Source organism: Pseudoalteromonas sp. P1-25, assembly GCF_001401805.1.
In the GTDB taxonomy this organism is placed as follows: domain Bacteria; phylum Pseudomonadota; class Gammaproteobacteria; order Enterobacterales; family Alteromonadaceae; genus Pseudoalteromonas.
In genome coordinates this window covers 102,341-120,805 of sequence record NZ_LKDW01000001.1, presented here as the reverse complement: position 1 = coordinate 120,805, position 18,465 = coordinate 102,341, and the positions used below count along the sequence as shown (strand labels likewise).

General features: G+C 40.9%; 23 protein-coding genes and 2 pseudogenes. 10 read left to right on the top strand and 15 right to left on the bottom strand.

From position 1 onward, the window contains the following. Positions 1–55 precede the first annotated feature (55 nt). Together AN393_RS00605 and AN393_RS00600 are read left to right on the top strand one after the other, a co-directional pair. A complete protein-coding gene (locus AN393_RS00605; protein ID WP_055017043.1) occupies positions 56–634 on the top strand; it encodes a DUF3299 domain-containing protein in 579 nt (192 codons plus the stop codon). Between the two features lies 1 nt (position 635). Then, the gene (locus AN393_RS00600) at positions 636–1,073 is read left to right on the top strand and encodes a hypothetical protein (RefSeq protein WP_055017042.1); all 438 of its coding nucleotides are present in this window, start codon (positions 636–638) and stop codon (positions 1,071–1,073) included. 83 nt (positions 1,074–1,156) lie between these two features. On the opposite strand, the gene AN393_RS00595 is transcribed toward AN393_RS00600, so the two are convergent. The 7 genes from AN393_RS00595 to AN393_RS00565 all read right to left on the bottom strand — a co-directional run bounded on the left by AN393_RS00595 (position 1,157) and on the right by AN393_RS00565 (position 7,420). Continuing rightward, a complete protein-coding gene (locus AN393_RS00595; RefSeq protein WP_055013558.1) occupies positions 1,157–1,324 on the bottom strand; it encodes an SEC-C metal-binding domain-containing protein in 168 nt (55 codons plus the stop codon). A 24-nt stretch (positions 1,325–1,348) separates the two neighbouring features. Further along, on the bottom strand, positions 1,349–2,977 hold the full coding sequence (locus tag AN393_RS00590) for an HAD family acid phosphatase (protein WP_055017041.1): 1,629 nt from the start codon (positions 2,975–2,977) through the stop codon (positions 1,349–1,351). Continuing rightward, positions 2,964–4,007 carry a GTP-binding protein gene (locus AN393_RS00585; protein ID WP_055017040.1) on the bottom strand — a complete coding sequence of 348 codons (1,044 nt, stop codon included), beginning with the start codon at positions 4,005–4,007 and terminating at the stop codon, positions 2,964–2,966. The genes AN393_RS00590 and AN393_RS00585 overlap by 14 nt, the downstream gene beginning before the upstream one ends. After that, a complete protein-coding gene (locus tag AN393_RS00580) occupies positions 3,997–4,557 on the bottom strand; it encodes a carbonate dehydratase (RefSeq protein ID WP_055013555.1) in 561 nt (186 codons plus the stop codon). Before AN393_RS00580 ends, AN393_RS00585 begins: the two co-directional genes overlap by 11 nt. A gap of 28 nt (positions 4,558–4,585) precedes the next feature. After that, the gene (gene folE2, locus AN393_RS00575; protein WP_055017039.1) at positions 4,586–5,494 is read right to left on the bottom strand and encodes a GTP cyclohydrolase FolE2; all 909 of its coding nucleotides are present in this window, start codon (positions 5,492–5,494) and stop codon (positions 4,586–4,588) included. 17 nt (positions 5,495–5,511) lie between these two features. Continuing rightward, entirely contained in the window at positions 5,512–6,846 is a 1,335-nt protein-coding gene (locus AN393_RS00570) for a dihydroorotase (protein WP_055013553.1), read from the bottom strand. 61 nt (positions 6,847–6,907) lie between these two features. Further along, entirely contained in the window at positions 6,908–7,420 is a 513-nt protein-coding gene (locus tag AN393_RS00565; protein WP_055013552.1) for a DUF2796 domain-containing protein, read from the bottom strand. A 165-nt stretch (positions 7,421–7,585) separates the two neighbouring features. On the opposite strand from AN393_RS00565, the pseudogene AN393_RS00560 reads away from it, so the two are divergent. From AN393_RS00560 to AN393_RS00535, 6 genes and pseudogenes are all read left to right on the top strand, one after another. Beyond that, positions 7,586–7,834 (top strand): annotated as a pseudogene (locus tag AN393_RS00560) (GNAT family N-acetyltransferase); the annotation flags it as partial. Positions 7,835–7,988: 154 nt separating this feature from the next. Then, positions 7,989–8,192 (top strand): annotated as a pseudogene (locus AN393_RS00555) (GNAT family N-acetyltransferase); the annotation flags it as partial. A gap of 57 nt (positions 8,193–8,249) precedes the next feature. Next, positions 8,250–8,738 (top strand): GNAT family N-acetyltransferase, encoded by a 489-nt coding sequence (locus tag AN393_RS00550; RefSeq protein WP_055017038.1) that lies wholly within the window; start codon positions 8,250–8,252, stop codon positions 8,736–8,738. A gap of 544 nt (positions 8,739–9,282) precedes the next feature. Further along, positions 9,283–9,606, top strand: coding sequence for a co-chaperone YbbN (locus tag AN393_RS00545; RefSeq protein ID WP_055017037.1), 324 nt, complete (start codon positions 9,283–9,285; stop codon positions 9,604–9,606). Between the two features lie 19 nt (positions 9,607–9,625). After that, complete coding sequence (trxB, locus tag AN393_RS00540) at positions 9,626–10,576, top strand: thioredoxin-disulfide reductase (protein ID WP_055017036.1); 951 nt, start codon at positions 9,626–9,628, stop codon at positions 10,574–10,576. Positions 10,577–10,702: 126 nt separating this feature from the next. Continuing rightward, entirely contained in the window at positions 10,703–11,293 is a 591-nt protein-coding gene (locus AN393_RS00535; protein WP_055013550.1) for a TetR/AcrR family transcriptional regulator, read from the top strand. Positions 11,294–11,420: 127 nt separating this feature from the next. Here AN393_RS00535 and AN393_RS00530 read toward each other — a convergent pair whose 3' ends face one another. Together AN393_RS00530 and AN393_RS00525 are read right to left on the bottom strand one after the other, a co-directional pair. Further along, positions 11,421–11,831, bottom strand: a complete 411-nt coding sequence (locus AN393_RS00530) for a disulfide bond formation protein B (RefSeq protein ID WP_055013549.1) — start codon at positions 11,829–11,831, stop codon at positions 11,421–11,423. A 21-nt stretch (positions 11,832–11,852) separates the two neighbouring features. Then, positions 11,853–12,335: a DUF2938 domain-containing protein gene (locus AN393_RS00525; RefSeq protein WP_055013548.1), complete on the bottom strand. Its 483-nt coding sequence runs from the start codon at positions 12,333–12,335 to the stop codon at positions 11,853–11,855. A 166-nt stretch (positions 12,336–12,501) separates the two neighbouring features. Here AN393_RS00525 and AN393_RS00520 point away from each other — a divergent pair, with 166 nt between their 5' ends. Continuing rightward, positions 12,502–13,386 (top strand): LysR family transcriptional regulator, encoded by an 885-nt coding sequence (locus tag AN393_RS00520; protein WP_055013547.1) that lies wholly within the window; start codon positions 12,502–12,504, stop codon positions 13,384–13,386. 494 nt (positions 13,387–13,880) lie between these two features. Here the strand turns inward: AN393_RS00520 and AN393_RS00515 are convergent, their stop codons facing one another. The 3 genes from AN393_RS00515 to AN393_RS00505 are packed head-to-tail and all read right to left on the bottom strand — an operon-like array spanning position 13,881 to position 15,385. Continuing rightward, positions 13,881–14,243 carry a hypothetical protein gene (locus tag AN393_RS00515; RefSeq protein ID WP_055013546.1) on the bottom strand — a complete coding sequence of 121 codons (363 nt, stop codon included), beginning with the start codon at positions 14,241–14,243 and terminating at the stop codon, positions 13,881–13,883. 8 nt (positions 14,244–14,251) lie between these two features. Continuing rightward, positions 14,252–14,794: a peroxiredoxin-like family protein gene (locus AN393_RS00510; RefSeq protein ID WP_055013545.1), complete on the bottom strand. Its 543-nt coding sequence runs from the start codon at positions 14,792–14,794 to the stop codon at positions 14,252–14,254. A 9-nt stretch (positions 14,795–14,803) separates the two neighbouring features. Next, the gene (locus AN393_RS00505) at positions 14,804–15,385 is read right to left on the bottom strand and encodes an NAD(P)H-dependent oxidoreductase (protein ID WP_055013544.1); all 582 of its coding nucleotides are present in this window, start codon (positions 15,383–15,385) and stop codon (positions 14,804–14,806) included. 119 nt (positions 15,386–15,504) lie between these two features. Here AN393_RS00505 and AN393_RS00500 point away from each other — a divergent pair, with 119 nt between their 5' ends. After that, complete coding sequence (locus AN393_RS00500; RefSeq protein ID WP_055013543.1) at positions 15,505–15,876, top strand: helix-turn-helix domain-containing protein; 372 nt, start codon at positions 15,505–15,507, stop codon at positions 15,874–15,876. Positions 15,877–16,259: 383 nt separating this feature from the next. On the opposite strand, the gene AN393_RS00495 is transcribed toward AN393_RS00500, so the two are convergent. From AN393_RS00495 to AN393_RS00485, 3 genes are all read right to left on the bottom strand, one after another. Continuing rightward, on the bottom strand, positions 16,260–17,369 hold the full coding sequence (locus AN393_RS00495) for an FAD-dependent oxidoreductase (protein WP_055017035.1): 1,110 nt from the start codon (positions 17,367–17,369) through the stop codon (positions 16,260–16,262). A gap of 3 nt (positions 17,370–17,372) precedes the next feature. Further along, on the bottom strand, positions 17,373–18,047 hold the full coding sequence (locus AN393_RS00490) for a cupin domain-containing protein (RefSeq protein WP_055017034.1): 675 nt from the start codon (positions 18,045–18,047) through the stop codon (positions 17,373–17,375). Positions 18,048–18,109: 62 nt separating this feature from the next. Then, positions 18,110–18,454: a carboxymuconolactone decarboxylase family protein gene (locus tag AN393_RS00485; protein WP_055013540.1), complete on the bottom strand. Its 345-nt coding sequence runs from the start codon at positions 18,452–18,454 to the stop codon at positions 18,110–18,112. Positions 18,455–18,465 lie beyond the last annotated feature (11 nt).

The window sequence follows — 18,465 nt, the reverse complement described above, 5'->3', positions numbered from 1 at the left end:
GTGTTGATATGTTATAACGTTTTTAGTTAAGCAATAAGCTAATTGAGATGAAAATATGTCAAAGAATGTAACTAACATGGTTGCTTGGTGTGTTATAGCCTTGGCCAGTTTAGTATTTACTGTTGAGTCGGCGGCTCAAAGCACGCGCTACGAACAAATAGAGTGGATTCAGTTAATGCCTAAAGACGATTTAGACGCACTGCTTAATCCGCCAGAGTATTTAACCGAAATTGAAGATGGCTCAGAGCAAGACACACTAGATAGCCTAGACGCTAAGTCGTTCGAAAACGAGCAAGATAAACGCTATCAGCAAGCATTAAGCTCAGCTCGAGTCATTGATAGCTATAACAATAAAAAAATTCGCGTGCCTGGTTTTATTGTGCCGCTTGAATCAGAAGAAGGTAAGCGCATTAGTGAGTTTTTTGTAGTGCCTTACTTTGGGGCGTGTTTGCATATGCCGCCACCGCCGCCAAACCAAATAATTTACGTTAAATTTGAACAAGGCGTTGAGCTTGAAAGCTTATACGACGCTTTTTGGTTTGAAGGAAAAATAATAATTAATACCGTAGAAAACGAATTAGGTACATCGGCGTACGAGCTTAAGTTAGACCGAGTTTTACCGTACGAAGAATAATATGAATAAAAAATATCTGCTTTGCTCATTCGTTTTGGCAAGTGCGTCTGTTGGCGTTAATGCATGCGAGTTTCACTCCGGGGTTGGTTTAAATCAATTTCATCCGTTTGCTCGTCAAAGCTTTCAAACTCCTATACTTGAGCGTTTTTCTGTAAAGCACGCTAAGCAAGCACAAGTAAATGTTGGCGATACAAGCACAGCTAAATTTAGCTACTTAGTGCCTAAACGTTACAGCGCGGTAAGTGTAAAGTTTGTAGCGCCACAAGGTATTAAACTTACCGGTAAGCCAATAATATTATTAGAGCGTACACGCGGAATACACAGTTTAAAATACGTAGCTAATAAACCCGGTAAATCAGAAATTTTGGTGCAAATAAGCGGCCTTTTAAATGAAAAGCCTTTTACGCTAGAGCAAAAAATAGAAGTAACAGCCAGTTAAATACGCTGAGCTTAGAAATTAATAGGGCTAACATTACGCTAGCCCTTTTTTTATACCTAAATTAAAAGCAGCTTTGCTGCAATTTATGCGTTTTTACCACAACACTTTTTATATTTACGGCCATTACCGCATACACACGGATCGTTTCGCCCTACTTTAGGCGTGCCACGCGTAATAGGGCTTTGCGGTGGTGGGCAGCAGCTTGTGTTAGTGCAGCCTGAACTGGTTGGCGTTGAAGGTTTATCTGTCATATTACTGTTCCTTTTAAATAGTATTTACCACGAACCATACATAGGGTTTGGTAGTAAAAATAATGATTTACCAAGCGTGGGTTGTAGTGTTTTTATATTGGCGGTTTCTTGTGTTACGCCGCTAAAGTCCTCTATGTTATCTCCCACCTGAAATTTAATAACTTGTGGCTGCTGCCAGTTATTATTTTGCCCACTTGGTGAAAAACAATCGGCTGTGCCTTGTGTTATTTGTTGGCGGCGCAAGTCTTTATCGTTAATAAATTCGTTGTTATTAACGGCGTTTTTGTCAGCCTCTGAACGGCCAATTAAACAGGTGTTTTTAAGTGTTACAGGTAAATCTACTGCTTTTAAATTATTCCATGTGTGCAAATCGTTTTGTTTATTACGGTTAGTAACAAGCGCTATTTTTCCACCGTGTTTATACACTGTTTCTATAAACGATTTAGCACCAGGTACCAGTGTGGCTTTTTCGCTTGCAACCCATGCCTGCCAGGATTGTGGTGTATATCCTTTACCGTTAAGCTCGGTTTGCTTTTGATAAGCTGAGTTATCAAGCACGGTTTCATCTACATCCATCACAGCTACCCAGTTACTTGTTGTGTTTGGCAATTGCATTACTGCTGCTTTTGCTTGTTCGTAGGTTGTAGTTGCTAGTGCTTTGTACTCTTTACTGGTTGTTTGCCATAACACTGCCGACGACAATGAGTGTGCATTAGCAGCAAGTGAGACCGATACAGCGCAGTGGTCACTCAACATGGCTTTGTTATCCATATTTTTAAATTTATGCACCTGAGCCGACGCTTCAATATTTTGTGCATTCATACCGCCAACAATAATGTGATCGATAGGCGCAGGATAGCGTGCTTGGCACCCTAATAATTGGCTGGTTGTAATACGAGTTGAGCGCTCATTACTTAATAAAGTGCGAGTTAGCCTATTATAAGGTGCTGATATACGTTGGTTAAAATCACCTAATATTACGTAAGGCGTACCTGCTGTTTCGCGTTTTTCTACCCAGCTATTAAGCACCGGTGCTTGTTGTGCATAAGTTTTACACGCAGGTGAGTCGCTTTTTAAGTAGTCATCTACAAAACAGCCGCTTTTCATGTGTACGTTAAGTATATCGGTAGGCCCTTTTGCTGTATTAATTGTAAGTTGCAAGCCATAACGCAGCCCTGTTTTTGATAGACCAAGTGGTTCAAAGGGTTCAATATTTAATACCGGCACTGTTTTTTTAACCGCAAAAGCGACTTTCTGTTGGGTAGATTTAGCCCCTGTTTTTCTACACGTATATGCAGGGCTAGGCGCTCTACTCGATACCATTAGTTGCCAGTCGTCTTCAGAGAATATTTGCTCTAGCGCCTCTTTAGAAGCCACTTCTTGCAGGGCGATTACATCAGCATTTAAGTTATTTGCGTAGGCTTTCATAGCCTCAATATCGCTAGGCGTTCTGGCTCTACAGCCTGTATCTATTGGGTATGCAAGGTGCTCAACATTCCAAGTCGCTATTTTTAAAGCAGGTAGAGTTTGTGCTTGTAGCTGCGAGGCCGGCTGCGCTGAAAAACTTTCATTAGTATTTTTGGCTAGGTTAGATGTACAGCCAACACTAAGCGCACTGACTAAAGCAATGGTTAATGTATTAAATGTGTTCATGGTTGGTTTTCTCTGAGTTGGTTTTATTATTAATTAAGCAGTTCATGAGTTGTTGTTCCCACATAGAGTTAATTTGTATCGCTATTATTTCTATACGACTTTCTTGGCAATCGTTTAAGGGGGTAACGGTTAAGGTTTGCTCCGCTAGGTTAAAGCCTACAAACCCTTTGTCTGTTTTTATAACAGCTTTAATTCGCTCTACTTTTAAGTTGCTAAACAAAGCGTGCAGCGCGGTTTTACTAAGTATGTGTGCTGCACTAATACGCCAACCAATACTTTGATAGCCTTGAGCGCTATTTTTAATGCACAGTATGCCATTTGTGGGTAACGGCACTTCACGGATATTAATGGCTGAGTTTGTATGAGTATGCGCAGTGCAAGGCGCCGATTGGTTATAGTCGCACTCACCTTGTAACAACTCAGGCGCTATTTCACCTTGTGTAGTAAATACAATTTGCTGTGTTTGGTTTGCGCGGCTTATTACATAATCAGTTAATGTTTCAGTGTCATTTTGAGCGTATAAATCGTGCTTGTTACCTACAATAATATCTGCAATATCAATTTGCTGATTAAACGTAGCATGGCTTGTATAACGCGAGTCATTGAGCTTTCTGGCATCAACTAAAGTAATTGTTTTTTGTAAGCTCAGTACATTTTTATAATGCGATGATGAAAGTGTTTGTAATACTTCTTTTGGGTGGCCAAGCCCTGTGGGTTCAATTAAAAGCCTGTCTGGTTTTGCTTGTTTTAGCAGCTGATTAAGTGCAACTTGCATTGGCACGCCTGCGGTACAACACATGCAGCCACCGGGTACTTCGCGAATAAATACACCACTGTTTGGGCTTTGTTGCCCATTAAGTAGCGCGCCATCAATACCTACTTCGCCAAATTCGTTTACTAATACTGCCCAGCGCTCAGTGAGTGGTTTGGTTTTAAGTAGCGATACAATAGTGCTGGTTTTTCCGGCACCTAAAAACCCACTAATAATATTAGTGGGTATTGCCTTTAGCGTTTGCTTATTAGAGTTCATTAGCCAATTTCTTGTAACCTTTTACCAAATCGTGATTTGCCGACACCACCGATTCAGAAAATGTTGAATATTCTGGCGGCACTTTGCTTATGCTGTTTAAATCAAAGCCGGGTTCTATATTGGTCATTGGCGGTACATGAAAGTCTTTAGGTAAATCTAACCCATCAATTACACAGTTATGCCTTACTACACAACAATTGCCAATTTCTGATCTAAATACTACCGAGTTAAAGCCAATAAATACATCATCCCCTACGCTGCACGGGCCATGTATAATTGAACGATGCGCTATAGATGTACGCTCGCCAATGGATACCGCCGCCCCCGATTTAGAATGAATAACCACGCCATCTTGTATGTTTGAATTTTTTTTAATAATAATTGGTTGCATATCGCCGGTGTCGTCTACTTCATCTGCGCGAATAACCGCATAAGGGCCAATAAATACGTTGTCTTCAATAATTACTTTGCCGCAAATAATGGCGGTTGGGTCTATAAATGCACTTTGCGCTACGCTTGGCATGTGGCCGTTTGGGTTTTTTCTTAACATGTTTATTCCTTACTAATTAATGCTTTTGCTATGCAAATTTTTGGTCGTACACTACGGCATTATGCGCATGTAGGCTTTCTTGGTGCTCAACTTTAAAGTGGTAGTCGCAAATATCTGTATTTTGCTCAAGGGCGTGCTTTAACCTGCGGGCGGCATCTTCACAAAACAGTAGGTTTTCGGCGTTTAATTTAGCAAAGGCTTGCTCGTCTTCTCGTTTTACCGCGGTTTGTACTGGCGTGCCTATGGCTTGTTCCATTTGGGTAATAAGAGTGGGTAAATCAGGGAGTTGCTCGCCTTGTAAGCTCATATTTATATACGCATACGAGCGTTGGCTGTGCGGGGTAGCTACACTGCCTTGCTGCGATGTAAGCCACTCTAATAAAGTGTTTTTATCAAGCTGCTGTTCTGTAAACTGCTCTGCTACGGCGTCACTTAACGCTTGTCTAGAAAGCGCGGCCGAACACGGGCACGTGCTAGAATAAGGAATTGTGAGGCTAAGCTCGGTATTAATAACGCCATTTTTAATGGTTTTGCTAATAGCCACCGGATACGTCTGAAACCCAGATTGATTAGATAAAAGCGCTGGCTTGTTTATTACAAGCTCAAAAGCTAAATCTACTTTGGCACTTAAGCTTAAGCCTTGCTGAGAGCTCAGCATGTTTTCAACTAGCGTTGTTAAAACTTGGCCATTGAGTGGCTTATTAGCCAGTTGTTCATTAAGCAATAAATACAAGCGCGACATATGTATGCCTTTTGCATTTGCTTTATCAAGGCTAACAAATATGCCTACTTTGGCGTGAGTGTGTAGTTGCTCACCTTTGTTGTTTAAAATATGTAACGGCAGCGAAACCTCTTCCATACCCACCCATTGTAATGGGCGTGCATTAAGAGAGTTAGGCTGCGAAGTAATATCGGGCAAATGGCTTTTAGCATTCATAAATTTAACTATTCCGGTTAACGATTAAAAATAAGAGGCATTGCAGGTTTACTTGGTTTAGTGACTGTTTTGCCATCGTAAAGGCGCTCGCCATTAACCCACGTGCTTACTATTTTTGATGAAAACTCAACGCCATCAAAAGGCGTCCAGCCGCAAAGGTAGCGGCAAGCGTCGTGGCTCACCTTTGTAGTTTGCTGTGTACTTATCAGCACTAAATCGGCGTAGTAACCTTCTTTTATAAAGCCGCGTTTATCTACCTTAAAACGCAGCGCGGGGTTATGTGCGGTTTTTTCTACTACTTGTTCAATGCTTAAGCGGTTGTGTTTAACGTGTTCTAGTAAGCTTAAAAGTGCGTGCTCTACTAAGGGCAAACCTGCTGGCGCGTTAACATAATCGGTTTGTTTTTCTTGCCATGTATGCGGAGCGTGATCGGTGGCAATAATATCTATTTGATTATTTTTAACCGCGTTTATAAGCGCATCGCGATCGGTTTTAGCTTTTATGGCAGGGTTACATTTTATTAAGTTGCCTAAGGCTTCGTAATTTTGCTCGCAAAAGTATAAGTGGTGTACACAGGCTTCTGCGGTAATGCTTTTATTGGCTATATCGCCTTTAGTAAATAAACTCAGCTCTTTTTCGGTAGTTATGTGTAATACATGCAATTGCGCATTGTATTTTTTAGCAAGCGACACCGCATACGACGATGAGGCATAACACGCCTGCGCATCACGTATTTTTGGATGTTCGGTAATACTAGGCACAATGCCTTGTTGCTCGTAGCGCTGATTATTTTTGCTAATGATTTTTCCATCTTCGCAGTGGGTAACTATAAGCACAGGGCATTCGCGAAATATCCCCTCAAGCGCTTGTGGGTTCTCTATTAATAAATTACCGGTAGAGGCGCCCATAAACACTTTTACGCCACATACTCTTTTAGGGTCGAGCGCTTTAATATCATCTAAATTGTGCTCGGTTGCGCCAAGGTAAAAAGAGTAATTAGCATAAGAGTGCTGCTCAGCTATGGCGTATTTTTCTTCAAGCGCCGCTTTGTTTGTGGTTGAAGGGGTAACATTAGGCATTTCCATATAACTTGTAATACCGCCTGCCACTGCCGCGCGTGATTCAGTTAATATAGAGCCTTTATGGGTAAGGCCTGGCTCTCTAAAATGCACTTGGTCATCTATCATACCTGGGAGCAAGTACGCGCCTTTTGCGTCAAATACATCATCGTTTATGCTCGGGGTGATATTAGCAGCAATGCATTCAATAAATTGGTTGGTAATGCGTACATCAGCACGTTGCGTTTTACCTTCGTTAACCATTTGGGCATTTTTTATTAGTTGGCTTTTCATGCTTACGGCTCTTATTTAGTCAGCAATGTATGTTTAATGGGTGTGAGTTGGCGGCCAAATATTAGCTTTGCCAACTAATAACAGGGTTATTACGCGTCGCTTCTGTTGAGCCTTGCCCTGTGTTACTAATCCATTGCACGTTAAGCGCATTCAGTGAAGGCATTAACTTAAACAACGTGACCGTAAAGCCCCTAACCGGTGTTTTGCAGTTAAAATTGTAGGTGGCTTCAACATTATGATGATCGTGGCTATGAAGGTCTGCGTGTTCATCATGGCTGTGAGCAAGTGAGTTTTCGGTGCTTTGTAAAATACACTGCCCTTTTATATCAATGGCGTGGCTGCTATTTTTTAACTGCTGGGCAAGTACATCAATAGCATTTTTATCTGTTGAGCTTGCAACTTGGTGCTCAAAACCAAGCGCATCAGCAGCCGGAATAATAAACTGCATTTGCAGCACATTGCCCTGTTGAGCAATAAGTAACTCACCTTCCCCATGTACATGTTTTTGCGCATTAGCACTAAAACCCAACCCTAATAGCAGGGCAATAGTGAACCCTTTTGTAAACGTTTTCATAAGCTAACCCTTATACAAAATAGAGCTAAATACAGCAACTGTTATAATATAACATACCGATTGTGTCCTAAAAAGATAATAATTAAGGCTCTATTGGGCTGGTAAAGCCATTTATTGTTTATAGGTACAGATAAGTTTAAGTTAGTTATATTTTTAAGGATAAGCATGAAGCTCTCATTGGAAGACATCACCGCCGATAACTACGAAGCCGTATGCGATTTAGAGGTTGCTAAAACACAAGAAGAATATGTAGCGTGTAATATGTGGTCGTTAGTAGAGGCGCACTACAATAGTGGGTATACCTGTAAAGCGATTTACCTAAATGCTCTGCCAGTAGGCTTTTTTATGTGGGTACAAGAAACCCCAACAAAGGTTTCTATTTGGCGCTTTATGGTTGATCAAACTTATACCAACTCCAATAAATAGTTGCTCTATTTTACTTGCTAAAACAACCCATTTCTTTGTTTTAAATTTCGTAAAGGGAACAACCACTTACATCAATTTACGCCTAGAACTGAATTGTTTTTTCGGCGTAAAATTTAGAACACATACTTAATGGAGTTGGTATTATCAAAATAAAGGCATTGGGCGCAAAGCACTATTCATGGCAATTGAAGAGATTAAAACAAACCCTGAGCTTGAACAAATCGAGATTTGTTATAACCCGCAAAACCCAATAGCTAAAGATTTTTATTCAAGTTTTGGATTTGAGGAAGTTGGCCTCGATGAGGGCGAAGACGGTATGTTAGCCGTTATTAAAATTAGCCGTTAACTCATTTATAAGTAAGCCGCTAATTTTAAAGAATAATAATAGTTTTAAGGAAATACTGTGAACATAAGGCCATTTGCAGAGAACGACTTTTTAGCCGTTCAAAATATTTATCAGCAAGGTATTGATACCGGCAACGCGACCTTTCAAACTAAAGCAAAAAGCTGGCAGCAATGGAATAGCTCTATGCTCAACTGTTGTCGTCTTATTGCAGTTGAGGATGAAAAGGTGCTTGGCTGGGCTGGGTTATCTGCGGTTTCAAGCCGTGAGGTATACTCGGGCGTTGCCGAGGTAAGTGTATATGTTGCAAACCAAGCCCAAGGTAAAGGCTTGGGGCACGCATTGCTTTGTGCACTCATTAAAGAATCAGAAAAAAACGGTATATGGATGCTACAAGCCAGTATATTCCCTGAAAACATAAGCAGCATTACACTTCATACTCGTAATGGTTTTAGGCAAGTTGGAAACCGAGAAAAATTAGGACAGCTGCATGGCGTATGGCGCAATGTAACTTTAATGGAAAGGCGCAGCGCCGTCGTAGGCCTCTAAACCTTTAAATAGCATAATAAATACAATGTGCGTTCATTATTATGCTTTTAAATCGCATTTATTATTCAAATTATTTAAGAAAAACTCACAACCTCAGAATGTATATTGCACACCTTCCCTACTCTTTTCTCAAAAATCATAAATTAATTATTTTAAATTTCAGCTCCTAGCTGCGTTGTTTTTTTTACTTTATAACCTATTGCTTTAATTTAAAAAATAAAAACAAAGTCGCTTAAAATTAATTTTTTAGTGCGGCTTTTTGAGTGTTAATTTTACTTATTTGTGGATTGAACGTTCTATAAGTTATTGACACTCTCTGTTCTTGCGTGTAAATTTCGGATCAATCGATCCACAAGTGTTATGGGTAATGTGTTTTAAGTTGATATTTTAAGAGTTTGTTCCTCTTATTTTAAATAGCATCTTTTTAAAACACGTTTATAGCTCTGATATTTATTATGCGTAGTTTGCATATATAAATAACCTGTTAGGCGAAATATAGGTGTGTCACTGTGGGTCGATTTTTACTTTTAACTAGGAGCCAAAAATGACTAACCAAGTAATTAAATTAAATGATCAAAACTTCGAATCGCTAAACAAAAAAGACGCCAAATTAGTTGTAAGACTATGGGCTGAGTGGTGTGCTCCATGCCAAATGATGTCGCCTATTTACGAGCAAGTAGCCGATAACCTCGCTGATGAAAATATTATTATGGGTGAGCTTAATATTGATGATTTTCCATCAGTTGCAGCCAAATTAGCGGTAAGAAGTATTCCTACTGTTGTTGTATTTAAAAACGGTAAAGAAATAAATCGCTCTGTAGGTATGATGCCTGCGCCAGAGCTACAAGCGCTAATTTTAAAAGATTAGTACGCCAAAGAGGTGATAAATGAGCACACATCGAAAGTTGATAATTTTGGGTTCGGGGCCTGCTGGTTACACTGCCGCTATTTATGCAGCTAGAGCAAACCTTGAACCATTACTAATTACTGGCCTTGAAGTGGGTGGGCAACTCACAACAACAACTGATGTTGAAAATTGGCCAGGATACCCAACGGGTATTCAGGGGCCACAACTGATGAGACAGTTTAAAGAGCATGCTGAAAATTTTGATACCGAAATAGTGCATGACTACATCACATATGTTGACCTGCAGCAAAGACCGTTTGTGCTTAAAGGGCAGCAAACTTACACTGCTGATGCGTTAATTATTTCTACGGGCGCATCGGCAAAGTACCTTGGCCTACAAAGCGAAACTGAGTTTAAAGGTAAGGGTGTATCGGCGTGTGCAACTTGCGATGGCTTTTTTTATAAAAACCAAAGCGTAGCTGTGGTTGGCGGTGGTAATACCGCAGTTGAAGAGGCTTTGTATTTAGCTAATATTGCGTCGCACGTTACGCTTATTCACCGTCGTGATTCACTCAGTGCCGAAAAGGTTTTACAACAGCGCCTATTTGATAAAGTAGCGCAAGGTAAAGTAACTATTAAGTGGAATAACCAAGTAGATGAAATAGTGGGTGACGCTAACGGCGTTACAGGAATTACTATTAAATCAACGTTACCGGAGCAAGACAGAGAAACACTGAGCGTTAATGGGGTGTTTATTGCCATTGGGCATCAGCCTAATACACATATTTTTAAAGATCAGCTTGATATGCGCGATGGCTACATTAATGTGTATTCTGGGTTTGAAAATGGTGAAACATTAACGAATATTCCCGGCGTATTTGCCGCAGGTGATGTAAGCGATAACCATTATAGGCAGGCAATTACATCTGCAGGTTCTGGGTGTAAAGCAGCACTAGATGTAGAGCAATACTTTACTCGCTTAGGTGCTTAGCACAGCAACTGTATTTAAAACTTATGGTATGATCAACACAATGCCCGACAATACTTAGTATTTCGGGCTTGAGTGTTTTAACTAACAATACACTTATTTAAAATTTACTTACTTGAGGTAATTTATATGGCCCGAACCGGACGCCCACGCCAGTTTAACCGTGAAGATGCAATAAAAAGTGCAATGGATTTATTTTGGCAAAAAGGCTACGAATCCACTTCTTTAGCTGAGCTACGCAAAGTGTTAGGCAATATTTCATCTGCGAGTTTTTACGCAGCATTTGGCTCAAAGCAAGCTCTATACAGTGAATGTTTAGCACTTTATACCAGCACCTGTGGAGAGACCTTTTCGGAGCTAGAAAACGAGTCGGTTCCTGCAAAAGCAGCGATTAAAAACATGGTGTTTAAAACCATTCATATGCAAACATCAACTAAGCAACCATCGGGCTGCATGATTGTTTTATCTGGCTTAAATTGCGGCGACGAAAATAAAGAAGTTGAGCAAATGGCGCTGTCGGTACGTAACGACATTCGTAAAGCGCTTGTAAAATGCATAGAGCGCGGAACAGCCCGGCAAGAGTGGCAACAAGAAATGCCCGTAGAGCAATTTATGCTAATTTTAGATACCTTTATTAATGGCCTTTCTATTCAATCAAGAGACGGCATTGCACGGGAAAAGCTTTTAGAAGCCTGTGAGTTATTTTTAGATAGGTGGTAATAAGTAGATTGCTTTAAGCGCATAGAAAAACAGACTTAACGTAACTAAATTAAATTTATATATAAAAAAACAAGGCGCACTTTTAATAAAAAGTGCGCCTTGTTTGTTTTAGCTAGGGTACTAAATGTTAAGCCGTTTTAGCAGGTAACTTTGCGGCTGTTACTGCTAAATAAGTGAGCCCAATAATACCTGTTAGTGCACAGGCCGATAAAATAAAGGGGTCAACTAACAGGTTATCTTTAAATTCAAAGGTGCCAGCTGATATTTTTTTCCAGCCCATAAAGTGCTGATTAGCGGCCACTGTTGCGCCAAAAAAACCAATCACTAAAGCAAAATATTTGCCTATCCAGTGTGTAACCGCAGGCGTTATTAATAATAAACCTAACAGGCCTATTACTGAGCGCTGCACTCTACAATAGGGGCAAGCATACACTATGCCTAATAAGTCTGTGCTCCACGCAGCTATTGAAATAACAATAGCGATTAAGCCCACTATTTTTATATGCGTAGAATAGGTGCTTAAATTTAAAATGTTCATGTACTGCTTTCCTACTTAAAATTATGCTAAAACCAGTGCGGTTAAAAACATGCCTAAGCCAAATATGGTGTGCCCTACAAAGCTTTTTATGCGCGTAACTGTGGGGTTAGGTGTTTTTGCACCGGCCATACCCGCGCCCATGCCTGGCATCATTATAAAAAAGGGGGCAACTATGCCAAACCACGAAACAAGTAATGCAGGTAGTATGGTTGGCAAATCAAGCCACTGCGTGTTTACACACACCATTAATATTAACCCGTACGCTATGCCAATTAGGTAATGTACAACCCAACCAATACCAAGCTCACCCGGTATTTTTTCGGCCTTAGGTAGTGCAGGCTGATAAAATTGCCCCGACTTCATATGACCTACCCAGCGCCCAACTAATCGCCAATTTGTGGCGGGTAAATCAAAAAACTTAGCGAGTAACCCCGCGTAAATATCTAACACTAGTGTGCCCCCTATACCTATTAATATAAAAGTATAGAAAGAGTCGCTAAACATAGGCTGTATCTCCTGGTAATACGTTAAATGCTAGGTGTTTTGCTGGTGTGTATACATAGCACAACAGCAAAGTGCATAGACTTGGGTATGTAATGTGATAATATTACCAAAACGCCATTATGAACACTAATGGTAAAAACTGGTTTTGGAATGAATATAAATCATAATGCTTGAACGTAATCATCTACACATTATTAAAGAGGTTAATCGCCTTAAAAGCGTGACCGCCGCGGCCGAAAGTTTAAACTTAAGTCAGTCGGCTGTGAGCCATACTATTGCTAAATTAGAGCGCCGATTTGGCGTAAAACTGTGGCATCGTAAAGGCAATACGCTTGTATATTCTCAGGCGGGGCTTTATTTACTTTCACTTGCAGACAAAATGGTCACCGAGTTTGAGCACGCCGAGCGAGTATTACAAGAGTTTGCCCAAGGCCGCCGAGGAATAATGCGCATAGGAATGGAGTGTCACCCGTGTGAGCAATGGTTAATGGGCAAAATTCAGCAATTTTTAAAAGCATGGCCAGAGGTAGACGTAGAAATAAAAAGTGCCTTTAGATTTGATGGCATAGCAGCGCTAAAAGCCAACGAAATAGATGTGCTAATAACCCCCGACCCCGTAAATACAGAGGGCTTAAATTTTAGGTCTGTGTTTAACTACAATTTATGTATTGTAGTAAGCGAGCAAAACCCGCTATACAACAAAGCGTTTGTTACAGCACAAGATCTCGAAAACCAAATACTTTACACCGTGCCCGTAGGCTACAACCGCTTAGATGTTTACACCCGATTTTTAGACCCCGCTAACGTGCAACCCAAACGCAGAGTACCCATAGAAAGCACTGAAATGATGCTGCAATTAGTGTCGGCCAATCGGGGGGTAGCAGTATTACCAGAGTGGCTAGTGTCATCGCACGAAAGTCGTTTAGGCATAAAAGGCATCAGCATAGGTAATAAAGGGCTGCAAAAAAGCGTTAATGTAGGTGTGCGCGATGACGACTTACAGCTTGATTATGTAAAAGGGTTTATAGAATCAACGCGCTCTAATGTGTAAATGGATTTGCTGTTAAATATAGGGCGTTAATGCGAATTAACGAAGTTTGTGGAGTATTAACTTTAGCTGTTAGGTATATGCCTGTTTAGGTCGGATAAGCGAAGCGCCATCCTAAATAGTAAAATACCTTGCCAATTATTATCACCATTTTATGTTGTCGTGTGGCTAGAGAGTGCCAAAAGCTGGTGTTCGATTATTTGTAATTAAGCGGCAGAAGATTACGTATTGCGGAAATTGCACTTTTAGGGACAGAGGTCAACTATGAGCGAAGGACGGTGCTGTGTCATGAGCAGTCATTCATGATTAAATTGTTTATGCCCATTAGAATGGAAACCAAACTGTCCCAATCGTTCTAATTCGATGCTACAGAGTGACTAAAGATTCAGGGCAAGGCAATTGGCTAATGCTGCTTTTAAGCGACTATAGCCAATTACACACCTAGGACATACCACACCAGAAACGATTTCAATCGTTAGTTTGGGTCTTTGACATCATTATTTCTTCTCTACGATAATTGCAGTGATTGTTTTGTTACCAACATTTTTAACTTGGTGTTCCCATTGGTCATGCCACATCACGTAGCCATCCGGGATCTCCAAAGTCATGTCTTTTTCACTCGTTATTATCGTTGCCTTGCCACCTTTTTCGAAGTAAACAGTCTCAGCATTGTGCTTATGCCAATTATCTTGTTCTCCTGGTTTAAGTGTCATCTTAAGCACCGTAACCTGTTCGTTCTCAAGAAGAAGTTCATATTGTTTTGGAGATGCGATGTGAGCAGGTTCGACTATTGTGTCATCTGCAAATGCGTTTCCAAGTAATAGGGCTGAAATAACAGCAGTCAATACAACCTTTTTCATAGTAGCTCCTATTTATGCATACCACGAATGGGGTAGTTGTTGTCAGGGTTTCGTATCCAAGCTAAGCCACTAATTAGAGACTGAAGTTCAGGTCTTACAAACGGATTGTTAGAAATGTCTGCTACGTGAACTTTTCCTTCACTATTGACTACAAATAGCCCCGGTTCAGCAAATGGATGATCGGTTTCTTCTAGGGACCTTGGATCTGATATATACAACCCAAGCTCTTCCATTTGTTCAAGGGTAAGGCCGTATGCAATAGGGAAAGCCACATTAAGTCTTTCCATATGACTTTCGAGTTGCTCTTTACTGTCACCAGAAACGGCGATCAAATCTACGCCTGTTTGAGCAAGTAAGTCTTTCGCGTTTCCTAATTGGTTCAGGTATCGTGTACAAAGAGGGCAATGTTGACCTCTGTAAACAACAACCATCTTCCAATCCAAACCATTTTCAGGAATAGAAAGCTTTTTAATATCACCATTTAATAGCTTTGCTTCAATTACAGGGAAGTCAGCTCCCGCGTGTAATTTAGTAGTATATTCAACGCTCATAACTACCCCTTAAAAATGTTTGTTAATGTGAGCTTCAAAACGTTTGAAGTCGCTTTCAATCTCTGCATTTTTCATCACATCGAAGCATGCAAATGTTTCCATAGGCTTCATACCAAAAAACTTGAAGTTCATATGCATAGGGAATAATAGGTCATCAATTGATTTTCCATTAAAGAATTCGTTTTCATCATTAAACGCTTCTTCTGGCGCATTTAACGTTAGCGACATCATGTATTTTGTATTAGTTAGTGTGCCACCCATGCCATAGTTCTTTTTAGGTGCAGATTCGTCACGACCATCACCAACACATAGTGCACCCCCCATACCCGCTGTATAGACTTCATCCATGTATTTTTTGAATGACCAGGTAACACTCATCCAGTTTACCGGGGTTTGAAGAATAACGATGTCAGCCCATTGATGATTTTCAAGTTCTTTCTCAACATTAATCTCTTCTGAGATTGTAACTACGCGAGTTTTATGGCCTTTTGCCTCTAATATAGAAACTGCTTTTTCTACTAGCGTAGTGTTTAGCTTGCCTTCCGAAAAAGGGTAATATTGGTGACCATTAATAATTAAAATATTGCTCATTTGTGTTTCTCCAAAAATAAAATTTATTCTGAATGCCTAACCGTGGTATATTTTATATACCTTTTAACTACAATCAATTAGTATACTTTTAGTAACCTTAAGAAAATAAGAGAGAAACTGTGGAAAGTTCAATAAAAACAGATGGTAAGGGAAGGAAAAAAGTTTATAACGCGTGCATGGAGCCTTGCGCGATTGAAAAAGGTATGCGTTTGATCGGTGGAAAATGGAAAGGATCAATCATTTATCATTTAAAAGATGAGCCAGTCCGATTTAATGACTTAACTCGAATGCTAGGCGGCGCAACAAAAAAAATGGTTGATCAACGTCTCAAGGAACTTGAAGAAGAAGGTATGGTAATTAGAAGGGTTATAAGCGACAGACCCATAGCTGTTACATATGAACTTACTGATTTTGGCAAATCAGCACTTTCTATTTTAGATGATTTAAGAAAATGGTCAGAGGCAAATGGGATAGAGTTAAATTCAAAGTAGTTTTTACCTGTTCCAAGTCAATATTTAACAGTGGTCTTTCCGTATCAGATGAGCAAGCCTCGAATTTAGGGTAACTTTACGACCTATAGAGTAATTACGTTAAATCACTTTTGTCCAAAAATGATTTTGTTCGACTCTCTGCTCTCCGCTTAAAGCCACCCTTAGAGCATTTACGTTAACTCGTTTTGGGGCAAAAACGAGTTTAGGCTGGTGATCCTCTATTGGCACAAAGCAGCACTATGAGTTTTTAAACCTGAGCGTCCGCTCTTTGTCTGAAGCGGATTTTCGCAAAAATTATGTCTAATCTCCGGAGTTCGCTCATAACCGCCCATCAGCTGCCGTTATGAGCTATCCATTAAAACGCTAAGCTCAAACCTCAGCCTCTACACATCACGCTTAACACTTTTTAAATACAGCTCAACGCCTATGTTTGCTGCATCAACCGCACCAGCTACATAGCCTGGAAATTGCACCGACCATTCGCTGCCAATACCGACTAAATTTTGATACCACGGGCCATTTTGCGCGGTTATGTAAGGTGCTGGGGTATGTGTATTAGCTGCGTGAGTATCAAGCGACGTTGCTGTGAGTGGGTCTTGTGCCCAGTCTTTAATAATATCGGCTTTGGGTGTGGCGGCTTGTGCGCCAAAAAGCCTAACTAACTGCGCTTTGCAATGTGTGATTAAATCTTCATTACTAATGCGTTTTCTATCATCAGCGGGTATGCCAATAAAGCCAAATAATGCGGCTTGGCCTTGTGGGTTTGATGCATCGTGTATTTCAGCCATTGGCCCAACACTGCTGCGGGCGCTGCCCGAGAGCGTTTGCTTACGCCAAAATGGCGTATCGTACACAGCAATATACTTAGCGTGGGGGGCCATCCAGGTTGCGGTATTTTGCCACTGCGATACTAAATCGCTTGGCAACGCGGGGGTAAACGTTATTTGGCTTACGGCTAAGCGTGGCGGCAGCGCAAGCATTACGTGCTCAACGTTTACTTTATTGTCGGTTGTGTTAGAGGTGCTAAAGTTAACTTCAATATGACCGTGTTGGTGGGTAATTGTGTTTACCAAAGCGCCGGTCACTATGTGTTTGTTGCTAAGCTTTGCATGTAAGGCATTAATAAGTGTGCCCATGCCACCCTTTAGCCGCATAGACGTAGGAGCATGCGTATAACCGGGCATGGCTGTGGGCGGTTGTGTATGTGAGCGCTCTACTAAGGTATTGCCTTGCTCGTACTGGGCAAATGCTTTTAGGTTTAGGGTTTTAATAATGGCATTTAATTGCGGCTGAAACTCTGGCCAAAACCACGTTGGGCCCAGATCAAAGTTATTTGTTGTCGCTTGCGAATGATGAGTAAAGTTCATAATACGGCCACCTAATTGGTCTCTGGCTTCAAGCAATATGTAATCGGTAATGCCGCGTTGCTCTAACTGGTAAGCAGCATACACGCCGCTTAGCCCACCGCCTATAATCGCAATTTTTGTACGCATTATTTAGCCTCCACAGCCTATATTTTTAAAATTACCTACTTTTAAGTAAATTGTAGCGCTGTTATTTCCCGCTGATATTAATGCTTTACTCGTGCTTGGCAGCCTTAGCCAGCTTCCTTTTGAATATTCTACCTCGTTGTGTATTACGCTGCCGCCCAGTACAAATAGCTCTAAGGCATTATGTGCTTTTAGGTTATCAAATAGGGGCTGTTGCGGGGTTAACTTAACCAGTTTAGTTACTTCGTTATCATCTTGATAAAGCGGGCATATTGTGCGGTTATTTTGTGTTATCCACGTAGCCGGATCGTGTGTATTTATGCGCACAGAGGTGGTTTCTGTTATGCACATTTGCCACAGTTTTACAAAAATGGTTGCGCCACTTTTACTTTTAGGTGCATGTGAAGACCCTGGCGGATTTCGTAAATAAAAGCCTTGCGGGTAGTCGCCCGACTCATCTGAAAAAGTGCCCGAAAGTACCATTATTTCTTCTCCACCTGGGTGAGCATGGCTTGGAAAAGTAGACTCAGGCGCGTAGCGTACTACGCTTGTTGCTCTGGCTTTTTCAGCGCCTATTCTGTCGAGCATTACGCGCTCAACACCCGCCTGAGGCGATGTTTGCCAACTATATTGACTTGGCAGCATTAAAGCGTGTTGTGAAAAATCTGAATTGACTCGCATTTGTCCAACCTAAATAAAATAAGAGCAATAACATAAGTTATTGCTCTATAAATTTACGCTTATTAAGCGTTTTGTAATTGTGCGTGGGCGTCAAGTACTCGTGCACTGTAAGTTAGCGCTGCACCTGCATTTAAGGCTACAGCAACGCCTAACGCTTCAGATATTTCACCAATTGTTGCGCCGTGCTCAACCGCTTTTTTAGTGTGCATTGCAATACACCCATCACAACGTGTTGTTACGGCAACAGCGAGTGCTATTAGCTCATGTAATTTAGGCGTTAAATGGCCTGTTTTTGCGCCAGCGCCATCCATTGTCATTAATCCGCGTAGGGTATCTGGGCTTTGCTTAGCAAACGCACCTACAGTGTTCATTACTTCGGTGCGGTACGCGTTCCAATCTTGTGACATTTTTTACTTTC